Source organism: Microcoleus sp. Pol11C3, assembly GCF_036701485.1.
Classification (GTDB): Bacteria; Cyanobacteriota; Cyanobacteriia; order Cyanobacteriales; family Microcoleaceae; genus Microcoleus.
On record NZ_JAUBQW010000019.1, the window covers coordinates 1 to 15,080 of the forward strand.

General features: G+C 47.8%; 12 protein-coding genes. 9 read left to right on the plus strand and 3 right to left on the minus strand.

The window, feature by feature from the left end:
• Positions 1–211: 211 nt before the first annotated feature.
• The 3 genes from QUA40_RS07170 to QUA40_RS07180 all read left to right on the plus strand — a co-directional run bounded on the left by QUA40_RS07170 (position 212) and on the right by QUA40_RS07180 (position 4,837).
• Positions 212–1,720, plus strand: coding sequence for a UbiD family decarboxylase (locus QUA40_RS07170; protein WP_333123317.1), 1,509 nt, complete (start codon positions 212–214; stop codon positions 1,718–1,720).
• Positions 1,721–1,951: 231 nt separating this feature from the next.
• On the plus strand, positions 1,952–2,989 hold the full coding sequence (locus QUA40_RS07175; RefSeq protein WP_333123319.1) for a hypothetical protein: 1,038 nt from the start codon (positions 1,952–1,954) through the stop codon (positions 2,987–2,989).
• Positions 2,990–3,040: 51 nt separating this feature from the next.
• Positions 3,041–4,837, plus strand: a complete 1,797-nt coding sequence (locus QUA40_RS07180; protein WP_333123322.1) for a HEAT repeat domain-containing protein — start codon at positions 3,041–3,043, stop codon at positions 4,835–4,837.
• Between the two features lie 466 nt (positions 4,838–5,303).
• On the opposite strand, the gene QUA40_RS07185 is transcribed toward QUA40_RS07180, so the two are convergent.
• Complete coding sequence (locus QUA40_RS07185; protein ID WP_333123324.1) at positions 5,304–5,516, minus strand: helix-turn-helix transcriptional regulator; 213 nt, start codon at positions 5,514–5,516, stop codon at positions 5,304–5,306.
• Between the two features lie 129 nt (positions 5,517–5,645).
• Here QUA40_RS07185 and QUA40_RS07190 point away from each other — a divergent pair, with 129 nt between their 5' ends.
• Both QUA40_RS07190 and QUA40_RS07195 read left to right on the plus strand, forming a co-directional pair.
• Positions 5,646–5,888 carry a hypothetical protein gene (locus QUA40_RS07190; RefSeq protein WP_172192513.1) on the plus strand — a complete coding sequence of 81 codons (243 nt, stop codon included), beginning with the start codon at positions 5,646–5,648 and terminating at the stop codon, positions 5,886–5,888.
• Positions 5,889–6,125: 237 nt separating this feature from the next.
• Positions 6,126–6,917 (plus strand): DUF4058 family protein, encoded by a 792-nt coding sequence (locus QUA40_RS07195; RefSeq protein ID WP_333123329.1) that lies wholly within the window; start codon positions 6,126–6,128, stop codon positions 6,915–6,917.
• Between the two features lie 99 nt (positions 6,918–7,016).
• On the opposite strand, the gene QUA40_RS07200 is transcribed toward QUA40_RS07195, so the two are convergent.
• Both QUA40_RS07200 and QUA40_RS07205 read right to left on the minus strand, forming a co-directional pair.
• Positions 7,017–7,688: an energy-coupling factor ABC transporter ATP-binding protein gene (locus QUA40_RS07200; protein ID WP_281363590.1), complete on the minus strand. Its 672-nt coding sequence runs from the start codon at positions 7,686–7,688 to the stop codon at positions 7,017–7,019.
• A gap of 23 nt (positions 7,689–7,711) precedes the next feature.
• Entirely contained in the window at positions 7,712–7,981 is a 270-nt protein-coding gene (locus QUA40_RS07205) for a hypothetical protein (RefSeq protein ID WP_333123332.1), read from the minus strand.
• Between the two features lie 416 nt (positions 7,982–8,397).
• Between QUA40_RS07205 and psbD the strand changes: the two genes are divergently transcribed.
• From psbD to QUA40_RS07225, 4 genes are all read left to right on the plus strand, one after another.
• Entirely contained in the window at positions 8,398–9,456 is a 1,059-nt protein-coding gene (psbD, locus tag QUA40_RS07210) for a photosystem II D2 protein (photosystem q(a) protein) (protein WP_333123334.1), read from the plus strand.
• 899 nt (positions 9,457–10,355) lie between these two features.
• The gene (locus QUA40_RS07215) at positions 10,356–10,637 is read left to right on the plus strand and encodes a 4a-hydroxytetrahydrobiopterin dehydratase (protein ID WP_333123336.1); all 282 of its coding nucleotides are present in this window, start codon (positions 10,356–10,358) and stop codon (positions 10,635–10,637) included.
• A 162-nt stretch (positions 10,638–10,799) separates the two neighbouring features.
• Positions 10,800–12,443 carry an HD domain-containing phosphohydrolase gene (locus QUA40_RS07220; RefSeq protein ID WP_333123338.1) on the plus strand — a complete coding sequence of 548 codons (1,644 nt, stop codon included), beginning with the start codon at positions 10,800–10,802 and terminating at the stop codon, positions 12,441–12,443.
• Between the two features lie 298 nt (positions 12,444–12,741).
• The gene (locus QUA40_RS07225; RefSeq protein ID WP_333123340.1) at positions 12,742–14,949 is read left to right on the plus strand and encodes an iron uptake porin; all 2,208 of its coding nucleotides are present in this window, start codon (positions 12,742–12,744) and stop codon (positions 14,947–14,949) included.
• Positions 14,950–15,080: the final 131 nt, after the last annotated feature.

Consider the following 15,080-nt stretch of genomic DNA (forward strand, 5'->3'; position numbering starts at 1 on the left):
GGCACATCTCTTGATGAAATTATTCGTGCTTATTGTGCATGAATAGTGTCTCATACTTATTTGAAATGACTATATCTTCTTCTTTCTCTTCCTTCGCGCCCTTTGCGTCTTCGCGGTTCGTTAAATAGATATTCTTTAAGCGGTTCAGGAGTAACTTGTGGCAGTCGATCGGCTCATAATAACAAAAGAACGTTAACAATTCTTAAAAAAAATGGCAAGAGACTTGCGGGGATTCCTAAAACTACTCGAAGAACGGGGACAACTGCGCCGGATTAGCGCCTTAGTCGATTCCGACCTCGAAATTGCCGAAATTTCCAACCAAATGCTGCAAAAAGGCGGCCCTGGACTGCTGTTTGAAAACGTCAAAGGGGCCGAATTCCCCGTCGCCATCAACCTGTTGGGTACGGAACAGCGTGTTTGCTGGGCGATGAATATGGAAAAGCCGATCGAACTAGAAGAGCTCGGCAAAAAACTGGGAATGCTGCAACAGCCAAAACCGCCGAAAAAGATTTCCCAAGCCATAGAATTCGGCAAAGTGCTGTTCGACGTAGTGAAAGCCAAACCCGGCCGCGACTTTTTCCCAGCTTGTCAGCAAGTGGTACTTGAGGGAGAAGGGCTGGATTTGAACAAAATCCCAATGATTCGCCCTTATCCGGGAGATGCGGGCAAAATTATCACCCTGGGTTTGGTAATTACCAAAGATTGCGAAACGGGCACGCCGAATGTGGGGGTTTATCGGTTGCAGTTGCAGTCAAAAAACACGATGACTGTACACTGGTTATCGGTGCGGGGCGGGGCGCGGCACTTGCGGAAAGCTGCACAGGCTGGTAAAAAGTTGGAAGTTGCGATCGCCCTGGGAGTCGATCCGCTGATTATTCTCGCCGCAGCAACCCCAATTCCTGTAGATTTATCGGAATGGTTATTTGCCGGACTTTACGGCGGTTCCGGCGTGCAATTGGCCAAGTGCAAAACGGTAGATTTGGAAGTACCGGCGGACTCGGAAATCGTGTTAGAAGGAACGATTACCCCCGGGGAAGTTCTGCCCGACGGGCCCTTCGGGGATCACATGGGTTATTACGGCGGCGTGGAAGATTCGCCGTTGGTGCGGTTCCACTGCATGACGCACCGCAAAGACCCGATTTATCTGACGACATTTAGCGGGCGGCCGCCGAAAGAAGAAGCAATGATGGCGATCGCGCTTAACCGTATTTATACGCCTATTTTGCGGCAGCAAGTATCGGAAATTGTCGATTTCTTCTTACCGATGGAAGCACTTAGTTATAAAGCGGCAATTATCTCGATCGATAAAGCATATCCGGGTCAAGCGCGCCGGGCTGCTTTAGCATTTTGGAGTGCATTACCGCAGTTTACTTACACTAAGTTTGTGATAGTTGTCGATAAAAGTATCAACATTCGCGACCCGCGTCAAGTAGTTTGGGCAATTAGTTCTAAAGTCGATCCGGTTCGGGATGTATTTATTCTGCCGAATACGCCTTTTGATACGTTAGATTTTGCCAGTGAAAAGATTGGTTTGGGAGGCAGAATGGGGATTGATGCTACTACGAAGATGCCGCCGGAAACGGATCACGAGTGGGGGGAAGTTTTGGAGTCCGATCCGGATGTGGCGGCGATGGTCGAGCGGCGTTGGGCTGAGTACGGTTTGGCCGATTTGAATTTGGGTGAAGTCGATCCGAATTTGTTTGGATATGAGATGAAGTAGGGACACGGCAATGCCGTGTCCGGCGCGGGGGAGTAGGGGAGAGAAAATTTCTCCCTTTTTTTCTGCGGGGCTTACGCATTAAAACCTTCATAACCGGGTTTTTTGCCGTTTCTGCTGGCTGTAACGCGTCTTCTGGGCAAAAAATCCGGTTTCTGACCACGCGTGCGTCTAGGAGTATTCTGGATTTTGATAAACTTACAGTAAGGTTCAGTCACTTCTGAGATTTTCAATATGTTGGAATGGTTACTCACGCTCGGTGCAGCAGAATTAGGGAAGGCGATCTTTGAGCAAGTCCTGAAGTTGGGGCAATCTGCTGCCGAGGACTATGTGAAAGATTTCTTTAAAGGCTGTCTCCAGGAAGGGATCGCGGCTGCGAAACCAGAGGTGACAAAAAAAGCAGTGGCTGAAGCGTTGAAGGCGTTTTTACTGCTTGTGACTGATGAATTAGAGGATCGAGAACTGTCCAAAGTTGAAATTCGCGATCGCTACGATCCAGCTTTGGTTCAGTTTATTAAAAACGAGTCGGTCAAGCCGATTTTAGGTAAAGCCTTTGAAAAAGATTGTAGTTCGATCGACGCTACAGCATTGTCAACTATTTGGCAGCAGTCTACCTTAAAAGGCCAGCCATTTCCAACAATACCAGAGGAATTTGACTGGCAGCGTGTGGGGCGTGAATATTTGAAAAAAGTGCGCCGGATTATTCGAGAGACACCCGAATTGCGATCGCTCTTGGAAACTGAACTGCTGGAAGATATCGCCCGAAATACAACCCCACTTTCACCAGGTTTTGATGTCGCTAAATATCGAGAGAGTTTGCAGTGTAGCTATGGGTATCTGAAATTATATGCGATCGACAGTACCGATCGCGTGGATGCTATTAAGCTCTGGAGTATGTTTATTGAGCAGACAGTACGAGAGGCATTGCCACCAACGCGATATGAACTACCACTGGATGTGAAACGCCAACTGCAAGAACAGGGGCAATTGGAACCCGATTTATCACCTGAAGCGCTGAAACACTATCGGCGAGAATATTTCCAGCAACCCTCGCGGAAAGTTTTAGAAGCAGTTGCCGATTCTCAACGGGCAGTGATTCTTTTGGGCGATCCGGGTGCGGGAAAGTCTACGCTTTTGCAGTATCTTGCTTTGGATTGGGTAGAGGGCAAAACAGAATTGTTGCCCCTATTGATTGAGTTGCGAGAATATGCGATCTCCCAGACTCACAACTTCCTAGAATTTCTGCATTATGGGCGTGGTGTTAATTGGTAATTCGATCGGCAACAACTCGATCGGCATTTGCAGGAATATCCAACACTGGTGATGTTTGATGGATTGGATGAAGTGTTCGATCGTGCGACTCAATCTACAGTCATTGATGACATCATCCGCTTTGCTCAGCAGTATCCGAAAGCGCAAGTCCTCATTACTTCGCGCATCGTTGGTTATAACCCCGATCGCCTCCAACACGCCAAGTTTCGTCACTTCACAATTCAACCGTTGGATACTAATGAAATTAACGAATTCATCGATCGCTGGTATGAATTGTCAATGGGAAGTGATCCGGACAAAAAAAGGCTCAAAAAACGGTTAAAGGATACAATCGCCAATTCCAAAGCCATCCAAAATCTCGCAGATAATCCTTTGCTGCTAACGATGATGACAATTCTAAATCGACGACAGGAATTACCGCGCGATCGTGCCGATCTCTACGAGCAAGCTTCGCGGGTGTTGCTGTACCACTGGGATGTGGATCACAAACGCTTGCAGTTGCCAATGGATGCGATCGGGCGACGGGAAAAACAGGAGATGCTGCGGGCGATCGCCTATGAGATGCAGGCAGGAGATGAGGGACTGAAGGGGAATTTGATTAGTGCCGATCGGCTAACACTAATTGTGACCAATTATCTGCGCGAACAGGGCTTTAGTGAGCCACGCGAAAAAGCCAGTCACTTAATTCAGCAACTCCGGGAACGTAACTTCATCCTTTGTTACCGGGGAGCCGATACTTACGGCTTTGTACATCGCACCTTTTTGGAATATTTCTGTGCGGTTGAAATTGTCAATCGCTTCGAGAAACGGCGTACCTTAACCTTTGAGCAATTGCGCGATAATGTGTTTGGGTACTACTGGCAAGATGAAGCTTGGCGGGAAGTGCTAAAGCTAATTTCAGGAATGCTGGATACAAGATTTATTAAAGAAATCATAGACTATCTAGTTGCCAGAAGTGATGATGATAACGATTCTGTTTTGATTATTGCTGCCATTTGTATTTTAGAAGTAAAAAATAATGCTATACTTATAGAAACATCTACAAAACTCTTTCATAAACTAAAAAAGCTAGTTGAGTATAAGTCATATATGCTAGCTACTAGAGACTCTAATCTTAGTAGTGAAAAATATCTAAAATTGTTAACTTTTTGTACTCACGCTGTATTAGTAATTCCAGAAGTATGGACAGAGTATCCTGATACTTTATCTTGGATAAAGAGGCGTGTACAATCCCAAACTCCTGAGATTCGGGGAGCCGCGATAACAGCGCTAGCTAGATTCTGGAGAGATGAATTAGAGACTTTGCCTCTTCTAAAATCATATGCCTTAAAAGATGAAGATTGGGAGGTAAAAGTAATTGTGATACAAGAGCTAGCTAAAAGTTGGAATCAGGATTTAGAAGTCTTAGAAATTATCAAAAATAGCGCAGAACGTATTGAAGACCCAAACGTGCAACAAGTAGCACTTCAAGAACTAGCAAGAAGATGGAAAAATGAGAAAGATACTTTATCGATACTTATAAGGTATTCCAAGTCTACTAAGTGTTTTTTTGGAGTGCGGAGTGAGGCAATAAAGGAACTTGCAAAGGGGTGGTCAAATGAGACTTGGATGTTCGATTTTTTGTATGAAACTTCTCTTAAAGATCCATTTGTAAGAAAACATGATTCTAACCGCAATCCACGTTTAACATCACTAAAAGCTATACTCACTTACTACTCTACCCATCGCAAAACCTGGGAACTGCTGCACGACAGAGCCACCAACGACCCCGATGAGCAACTGCGAGAATGGGCACAGGAGCAATTAAAAATGCAAAATGATAAGTTAAAAATGGAGGATACACCATGACATCGCACCTTCAAAAAACCATCAATCTGGCTCGATCGCTTTCATTCGCAGAGTAGATTGAACTCCTAAAAACACTATCCACAATTATTCAACAAACCCATTCTCTAGAAAACCAAGTCACGCCCGAAGCAGACACAGAGTTTTCAGCAGAAAGCTTTGGCACATCATGGCAGCAAGCTGTAACCAGACAAACTCTACCCCTTTCTCAACTTTGGGAGGGCATCGAACAGATATCTTGCATTTGTTGCCATATTCCGGCAGGGGTTTAAACCCCTGCCTCATAGCGAAAGTCCACTGCTGTGGGCTGAAGAAAAGATTTATTAAAAATTTTAAAAAAACGATTGAAGCGGAGATTGATCGCCTTTTCAGTCGTCTAAACACGACTTTAGCTTTGAGGCGGGGGTTTAAACCCCCGACGGACTACTGCAACAAGTGCAAAAAGTCGGCGCGAGCGAAGCTATTCAGTTTATTGTTCCAAAATCTCAACCAAATCTTCGATCGCAATATCAAACGCACGGGCCATCTTATCCAAAGCTGTGTAGTCAACGGTAGCCATGCCTTGAGAATTAGCATAGGTGGCGATTGTGGTGTATGGAACACCTGTTCTGTTGGAGACTTCCCTGAGAGTCCAACCCTTCTCTTGAGCAAATTCTCGAACTCGCAGCCTAATTCGTCCCATTCCGCCCTTGACAATTACGAGTAATCGTAATTTAATGAATATACAGTTAACAGCGATCGCCCCGTGACCTGAGAAATCTAGAGCGATCGCCTTTCATTCACCACCCACAAAAGTGGGAAGGATTTTCCTATGATACCAAAACAACCGACATATCGCGATCGACTTCAACCTTGGTGCATAATTCGCCACCTCCCCAACTGTCAGCGCTTAACAGTCGCCCGTTTCAGCCGCCGCCCCGATGCCGAATCTTACCTCAAAGCACTGCGCCGGTTAATGCCTGCAGTCCCGCATACAATTGTTTTCGTAAATGCGCTGTCTGTCTTAGATGAAAACAGCGTTCCAATTCCCATGCAATTGTCGATCGAAAGTTAATGCGATCGAACTGATATCTTGCATTTGTTGCCATATTCCGGCAGGGGTTTAAACGCCCGACGGAATCGGGCAATAAGTGCAAGATGTGCGATCAAACCTATTATTGCAAAAGGTCGATCGAGCCTTCAGTCATCATCTGCAACAAGCAAAGCTATGCCCTAAAACCTGTTGGCAAGCCATTCGCGTCAGAAAAGTATTGCTAAACTATAAATAGACTTGAGTCAAGGAGTCAAATCAATGCCATCTCCCTTTCCCGGTATGGACCCGTATTTAGAGCATCCCGAACTCTGGCCTGGGATGCATAACTTGCTGATTAGTGAAATTTTCAGGTTTTTATCTCCCCAATTGCGTCCTAAGTATTTAGTGTCGCTGGAAGTGAGAATCTATGAAACGGCTGACGACGATTTATCAGTCATTGGCATTCCCGACGTAACTGTAATGCAGCCACAAACTGCAACAGAAACAACAGAATCAAACGTAGCAGTTGCAGCACCGCCTACACAACCATTAACAGTAACTCTTCCCATACCTTACACGCTTCGAGAAGCTTATTTAGAAATTAGAGAAAGGGGGGAAAAAGAATTGATAACAGTAATTGAAATTCTCTCGCCTACGAATAAGCGAACAGGTAAAGGGCGGCAAATGTACGAAGAAAAGCGAGAAGAAATTTTAAGTAGTCGCACTCATTTAATAGAAATAGATTTATTGCGGCGCGGTCAAAAAATGCCAATTCTTGAAAACAATATTGATAGTCACTATCGCGTTTTGGTGTGTCGGGGAAATCGCCGTCCCAGAGCTGATTTGTATGCTTTTAACCTGCAAAACCCGATGCCTGCCTTTCCTTTACCGCTGCGATCGGGCGATACTGAACCTGTCATAAACTTGCAGGAATTATTCACTCAAATTTACGACATAGCAAGTTATGACCTCAAGATAGATTATCGCAACTGGGAAGTCATACCACCGCTGTCAGAAGCCGATACAATTTGGGCAGATGCTTGGTTGCGCGATCGGGGATTGCGAGATTGATTTGGCGTGCAGCCATTCTCTTAGTCTGCGGAGGCAGACTTCGTTTTTGTACAAGCGATTTCAATCGTCGAGTGACTTAATTCTTAAATTGCTTGAGGGCTAAACATCTTGACTTTGCATCAACCGCTGCTTCAAACGCGCCGGATCTCCCCGATCGACAACTTGGCCCTTTTCCAACAAAAAAGCCCCATCACAATAATTCAACTCATCCAAACGGTGAGTCACCCACAAAGCCGTAATCCCTCGATTTTTCACCAACCGCTGCACCGCCGCCACCAAATCCAACTGAGAATCAGGATCTAACAAAGCCGTCGGTTCATCCAACAGGAGAATTTCGCAGTGACGGGCGATCGCCCCAGCAAGAGCAATTCGCTGCTTCTGGCCCCCACTCAAAGCATAAATCGGTCGCCGCTGCAAATCCAGCAAATTCACAGCCTCCAAAGCCTCCGCCACCCTCTCCCGCACCTGAACGTTAGAAAGCTTTTCCTCCACCAAACCAAAAGCCACATCCGCACCCACTGTCGGCATCACCAATTGGTGATCCGGGTTTTGGAACACAAAACCCACTCGCCCGCCCAGGTCAATTTCCCCCGACTGGGGGTGCAGCAGCCCAGCCATCAGCCTCAATAGCGTAGACTTGCCGCTGCCGTTAGTGCCCAAAAGCATCCAAAACTCGCCCTTGGGTACATCCAGAGAGCAACCTTGCAACACTCGATCGCCCGACGGCCAGCAAAAACCCAAATCCCGCACAGCAACGGCTGACTGGCTCATATCCGCACCAACACCCCCAGCCCTCATTCTGCTCCCATCGAGACAAAACCAGGGGATCTGCCTGTAGATGACGCCCCCGATTTCTGAGAAACCACCACCCCAGAAATCTCGCTGCTGAGCACAGCCACCTTTTTCTCAGGATTTTTCTCGCAAGTTAGTTCCAAAATTTGCGGTTGAGAGTTGCGAATCGCCTCTAAAACCTGCTGGTAAACAGTCTCAGCGTCCTCCTGCAACTTGCGCTGCACCGACAGCGATATGGGCGTGTTCTTCACAATGATGTCAATGCTGAACATATAGTCTTAAAAACCTAAATCTGGAGCTCTATCCTCAGTATATATATAGGACTTACCCAAGGAAACCCAGTTTCTTAGAAAAATAAGAGTTTGAGGGGATATATCTACGAAGCCACCGGGCTTCTGACGGACAGCGCAGATAGTCTCCTATAGTAGAAATTCCCAAATGCAGGGCAAGGACTTCGGGGACTTCGAAGGCTTCGGGGGGTTGGGGGACTTCCGACAAGTCAAGAGCCAAAAGTTTTTTAAGAAAAACTTGCTCTTGTAAAGAATTACCTCTATAATCGTCAATACGGTAAAGAAAAGTAAACTCTGTTCATAATCCAACTTGTTTTCTGCTAAGCAAGGGCAACGCTTGGATATTAATGACTAGAGACAGATCCGTTGTAATTATATTCTTTTGGAGATTTGCGTAAATGACAATCGCAGTCGGACGCGCCCAGACAGAAAGAGGCATATTTGATGTCCTCGACGACTGGCTCAAACGCGATCGCTTCGTCTTCGTAGGCTGGTCTGGCATCCTGCTATTCCCCTGCGCCTACCTAGCCATCGGTGGCTGGCTAACCGGCACCACCTTCGTCACATCCTGGTACACCCACGGTTTGGCAAGCTCCTACCTCGAAGGAGCCAACTTCCTCACCGTAGCCGTCTCCACCCCAGCCAACAGCCTCGGACACTCCCTGCTGTTTCTGTGGGGCCCCGAAGCACAGTGGGACTTTACCCGCTGGTTCCAACTCGGTGGGCTGTGGACATTCGTCGCCCTCCACGGCGCTTTCGCACTGATCGGCTTTTGCCTGCGTCAGATTGAAATCTCCCGTTTAGTCGGCATCCGTCCCTACAACGCCCTAGCATTCACCGGCCCCATCGCCGTGTTTGTTTCAGTGTTCCTGCTTTACCCCTTGGGTCAATCAGGCTGGTTCTTCGCCCCCAGTTTCGGCGTCGCAGCAATTTTCCGCTTCCTGCTATTCCTGCAAGGCTTCCACAACTGGACGCTCAACCCCTTCCACATGATGGGCGTTGCAGGCATCTTGGGCGGCGCGCTGTTGTGCGCTATCCACGGTGCAACCGTAGAAAACACCTTGTTTGAAGACGGCGAAGGTTCAAACACCTTCCGCGCCTTCAACCCAACTCAGTCTGAAGAAACCTACTCGATGGTTACAGCCAACCGTTTTTGGTCGCAAATCTTCGGAATTGCCTTCTCCAACAAGCGCTGGTTGCACTTCTTCATGCTGTTCGTACCTGTCACAGGCTTGTGGATGAGCTCCATTGGCATCGTCGGTTTAGCATTAAACCTGCGCGCCTATGACTTCGTATCACAAGAATTACGGGCTGCTGAAGATCCTGAGTTTGAAACGTTCTACACTAAGAACATTCTGCTTAACGAAGGCATTCGTGCTTGGATGGCTCCGACTGACCAACCTCACGAAAACTTCATCTTCCCTGAAGAAGTTCTGCCTCGCGGTAACGCTCTGTAATCAGCGCGAAATATCAAAATTTCCCAAATTTTAAAAGGGTAAGATAAAGCTGTTTAGGCTTTACCCTTAATGCTGAAAAAGCTCCTGCCTGGTGGCGGGAGCTTTTTGTTTCCAGGATTTGATCGAATTAGCGCCCTAAAAAAAATTGATTTTGTACAAAAAAACTCTGCCTGTAGCTAGAACAACTTGTGTTTTTATATCTGGTGAGATCTCCTATCTGGCAAGAAATCGATCGGCCTTTCCCCGCCGCCAGAGTTGCCATGCACCTGATAACCGCACAGCCCGGATTATGAAGAAAATATAGGCAAATGGCTGAAACTGCGATCGCCCGCTTGCTGTAGAGATCGATCAAAGACCTTGCAGCAGCAGTAATTTGCCCTCATTTTACAAAAATCTCAATTTGCATCCCCCCACTTCTAATTCCTTGTGTTATTCTAATAATTGTGAATACTAGAATGATACTCAGAACGCAAGTTCTTCTGGTAACGCTGGCAATGGCTAGTGCACAAATCATCACCTTAAATCTTGTATTTAGGTGATGTGCGTTCAAATATAAACCATTTAGCTAAACCTGGAGGTGATGCCCATGATAGAAAGTAGTAAACGCATGGGTCATCAGATTGGAAACTACCGGCTGTGCGCCGGGGCCGCTCACTAGCAGTCAGCCTTCGTTTCCAACGGGAAACGACTTCCACGGGGAACCAGGCTGAACTAGGGATTCTCCCGGCAGTCAGGTTCTAATCTGAAGACCCGCTAGACCGCTCTCACCCCAAATAGTGTTGAAATCTTGAGTATTAAAACTTGAGCCTCAACACTATTGGTGAGAGCGGATAGTTTTTGGTAGGATTTTCTACAAATGGGCTGTGAATCTGCCATTGCTAATCCCAAGGGAAAAAATTATGGCTGATGTACTTAACAATACTGAAATTCAAAAGCGCGCCAGTCAATTGTCAGGGTGGACGGTTGAAGGTAAACAACTGCGGTGTACCCGTTTATTTAAAGATTTTATCGAAGCGATCGCCTTTGTCAATAAGTTGGTCGCCCCCTCAGAAGCCGCAGGGCATCACCCAGACATAGAAATCTCCTACAACAAAGTTACAGTTAACTTGACAACCCACGATGCCGGAGGCTTAACTGAGAAAGACTTTGCGCTAGCCCAAGAGATTTCTGCGTTAGATTAAAAGAGTGCCAGTTCACCCAACAAGAGTCCTGCATCTAGCCACAGTCGCCGATGATCGCGGAAAGCTCGCAAATAAAAAATCGACTTGGGGTTAAAATCGGGTGTAAAAAAGTCGAGATGCAAAAAGTCCAATGTATAAAAGGCTATTCCCCATCATCCGACCATGATCGTATTTGAAAAGCCAGAGTTCAAGAACGAGTCTGCAGCAGAAAAAAGCGATCTGATAGAAAAGCTTTTAGATATTGGCGCGGCGCTCTCTAGCGCCCAAGATTTGGGCGAATTGTTAAACTTAATTTTATCCAAAAGTAGGGAAATTACCTACAGCGATGCTGGCAGCGTTTACTTAGTAGATCACAGCGACGAGAAATCTAAGTTGCTGTTCAAGGTAGCCCAAAACGGTTCTAAACCCAGACTGTCGTTTAAAGAGTTTGCTCTGCCGCTGACAGACAAAAGTTTGGCGGGTTACGTGGCAATTACAGGTCAAAGTTTGAACCTGTCTGATGCCTACGACTTACCCTCGGGCGTACCCTACCGGCTAGATACCAGTTTTGACAGGGATATTAATTACCGCACCTGCTCGGTAATGGTGCTGCCGATGCAAAACCGACAGGGGGAGACAATAGGTGTACTGCAATTGATCAACCGCAAAACAAAGGCAGATACGGTGCTGACAGCAGACAATGCCTGGGAATCGACGCAGCAGTATTCCGAGTGGGAAGAAAGGATAGTTCGATCGCTCGCTTCTCAAGCAGCAATCTCGATCGAGCGCAATCAACTCCAAGACAGCATAGAACATTTGTTCGAGGGCTTCGTCAAAGCCTCGGTGCAAGTCATAGAAGCCAGAGACCCCTGTACCTACGGCCATTCAGAACGAGTAGCAGCCCTCACAGTACGCCTTTCAGAAGAAGTAAACACCGTCAGCAGCGGAGGACTGCGCTCTGTTTACTTTAACAACCGCCAAATTCAAGAACTTCGCTACGCCGCCCTGCTGCACGATTTTGGCAAAATTGGAGTGCCCGAAGCAGTTTTGACCAAACAGAAAAAGCTCTACCCCGCACAGCTAGAAATCATTCGCCACCGCTTTGGCTTAGCTCAGCGGACTATGGAAATGGAATGCGTCCAGTCTAAATATAAATACTTGCTGGAGCATTCAGCCTACCGCAAACACCCGGACGAAGGGGCAGAGTGCGCTCAATGCCAGGAAATCGAACAGCTAGACACTAAGTTAGCAGAGGCGAAAACCAGATTAGCAGAATACTGGGAAGTGCTGCTAGAGGCAAACGAGCCTCACATTTTGGCAGCAGAACCGCTAGCTCAACTGCGAGAAATTTCTCGACAAACTTACAGAGATATAGATGGGGCAAAGAAACCCCTGCTGAACCCAGACGAGATCCTGCAATTGATGGTATCGAGGGGCAACCTGACGCCGGAAGAACGATCGGCAATAGAATTTCACGTAACTCACACTTACGAGTTTCTGAAACAAATTCCTTGGACAAAGGATTTGAAAAACGTTCCAGACATTGCCTACGGACATCATGAAAAACTGGACGGCACAGGCTATCCGCGAGGTTTAAACAAGTCAGAAATTCCAATTCAAGCGCAAGTGATGACGATCGCCGATATTTACGACGCCCTGACAGCAGGCGATCGACCGTACAAGCGAGCTCTGCGAACAGAGGCAGCGATGAAAATTTTGCGCCAAGAAGCTGCTCACAACAAAATCAACGCTGATTTGTTAGAATTGTTCGATCATCGCCAAGTCTTTAGCGTCCTGGGACACAACTTGGATGTTAAAGTCGAATAAGCCTAGACGAGTCGGGCGTGCTGTGCTAAAAAGTAAATAGGCGATCGGGCGCTGTCAAGTGTCATCAGTAAAATCAATCGACAGCCCAAGCCGGGTCGGGATTTGACGCAGTTTAGTACAGGTTAAAAAACAGGCTCTCTGCAGCCGTCAGTTACATCTATAAACTCGGTCAGCCCGAAAGAATCAAAAGAAAAAGTTAATTTTAGGTCTGTTTTTAGAGTATGCTAGTTGAGCAACGACTGACCACATAGAAGACTAGAAAAGTTTCTCTGTAATCGGTGTGAGGATGAGAGTGAATATGTCGAAATTTTTGTGGAGTTACTTACTAATCAGCCCAGCAATCTTAGGAGCTACCCTAGTAGTTTCTTCGAGCGCGATGGCCGCAGACGCTCAGCAGGCTGCTGATGCGCTCAATCCCGCTGTCGCAAAAGCTGAAACCGCTGAAACCGCTGAAACCTCCGAAGCGAAACTAAATGCTTTAGCTGCTGTTTCCAAAACAACTGCAGTCTCCGAGCCAGTAGAAGAAATTTCCCAAGTCGCTGGCAGCGAAACCCAGGCAGCGATGGCAGATGTGGCCACGGCTGCGCCTGAAAATGCGATCGTCGGAGCCAACGCAGCCCCTGCTGAGGCAAATCCCCAAGCGGCATCACAACCTACAAGTGAATCTTTAGCCGCAGTGGAGCCAACAGTCGCTCAACCAGTAGAAAATTCGGCTCCGGCCGCCCAACTAGAAACTCCAGCCCCGGCAGCTACCGCTCTCCCAGAGCAAATCGGTGCAGTTCAATTAGAAACTCCAGCCCCGGCAGTGGCAGAGTCGGCAGAACAAAGTTTGCCAAAACCGGCTGAATCTGTAGCCCAAACTGCGGCACCACAACAGCAAAACCCAGCCACCACATTAGAACAGCTCAACCAGTACAGCACCGAAGGTGCTGCTGGCGGCGAAACTGAAGGTCAAGTTACCTCAGTATCTCAACTTTCCGACGTGCGGCCCACAGACTGGGCATTCCAAGCACTGCAATCCCTAGTCGAGCGCTACGGCTGTATTGCCGGTTATCCCGACGGCACCTTCCGTGGCAACCGCGCAATGACTCGCTACGAATTCGCAGCCGGTTTAAATGCTTGCTTAGACAAGGTGAGCGAGCTAATTAAAGGTGGCACTGGCAACTTCGCTACCAGAGATGACTTGGCAGCCCTCCAACGGCTCCAAGAAGAATTTGCAGCGGAACTGGCAACCCTGCGCGGTCGCGTCGATGCTCTGGAAGCTCGGACATCGGAACTCGAAGCCAACCAATTCTCCACCACTACTAAGCTGACTGGGGAAGCAATTTTTGCCCTCAGCGATGACTTTGGTGGCAACGTTGGCTTGTTTGGCAGAGACGAAAGAAGAGTAGGCAGCGACAACAACGAAGCTGTCTTCCAACAGCGGGTGCGTCTGAATTTAAACACTAGCTTCACTGGCAGAGACTTACTGCTGACCAGGCTTCAAGTCGGCAATGGTCGCAACTTCAACCTTGGTGCTACCAGCGAAGGCACTCAAACTTGGAACGTAGTCGGCAGAACCGACAACGTTGTTTCTCTCGACACCTTGCTGTACAAGTTCCCCGTCGGTCAGCGACTGAACGTTACCCTTGCAGCCAACGCTGTCATCTGGGACGACATTCTGCCGACTGTCAACCCTTACTTTGAAGACTTTGACGGCGGCAACGGAGCACTGAGCACCTTTGGACAGCGGAACCCGATTTATCGCTTGGGCGGTGGCTCAGGTATCGGCTTTGACTATGCCTTCGGTGGCAGGGGCTTGCTGGGCGGCGTGTTCGGCCCAACTTCTCTGTCCTTCGGTTATTTGGCGTCAAATGCAGCCAGTCCGGCTAGGGGTGCAGGCTTGACGAACGGCGACTACACGGCGATGGGTCAGTTGACTTTTACCCCCGGACGTAACTTGCAAGTTGCTTTCAACTACAACCACGGTTACTTTAGCAGAGGTAACTTTGGGTTTGACAATGGTTTATCGAATGGACCAGGCAGTCTCGGCGGTTTCACAGGTACCGGCGTGGCTAATTCTCTCAACGGTTTGAGCGAAGGCTTTAACGGCTTCGGCGCTCGCAAAGTTGTCAGTAACTCCTACGGTGCTGAGGCTTCGTTGCGGCTCAACCCGAGGTTTATCCTTGGCGGCTGGGCTGGTTTAACCAATGCCCGCATTCTCGGCATCGGCGATGCGAGAATCTGGAACTACGCTGTCACCTTGGCTTTGCCCGATTTAGGGAAAGAAGGCAACTTGCTAGGGTTCGTGGTAGGTCGTGAGCCTTACTTGGATAAACTTGAAGCTCCGAGCAGTTTGCGGAGCTTCCGTAACGATAATTCGTATCACGTTGAAGGGTTCTACAAGTTTCAGCTCTCGGACAACATTTCTGTTACTCCGGGCGTGATTTGGGTGACAAATCCTAATCAAGATAACCGTAATGATGACATCATCATTGGTACTCTAAGAACTACTTTCACGTTCTAAGAGCGGGCTAGAGGAGGCAGGGTGGGTCATACCCTCTCTGCTGGCAACTCTAGATGCCAAGTTTAGCCCTGCCTGTTGCAGGGCTTTTTTGTGGGCGGGACGAATTGGGCGCCGAGAATTTATTAAAAATT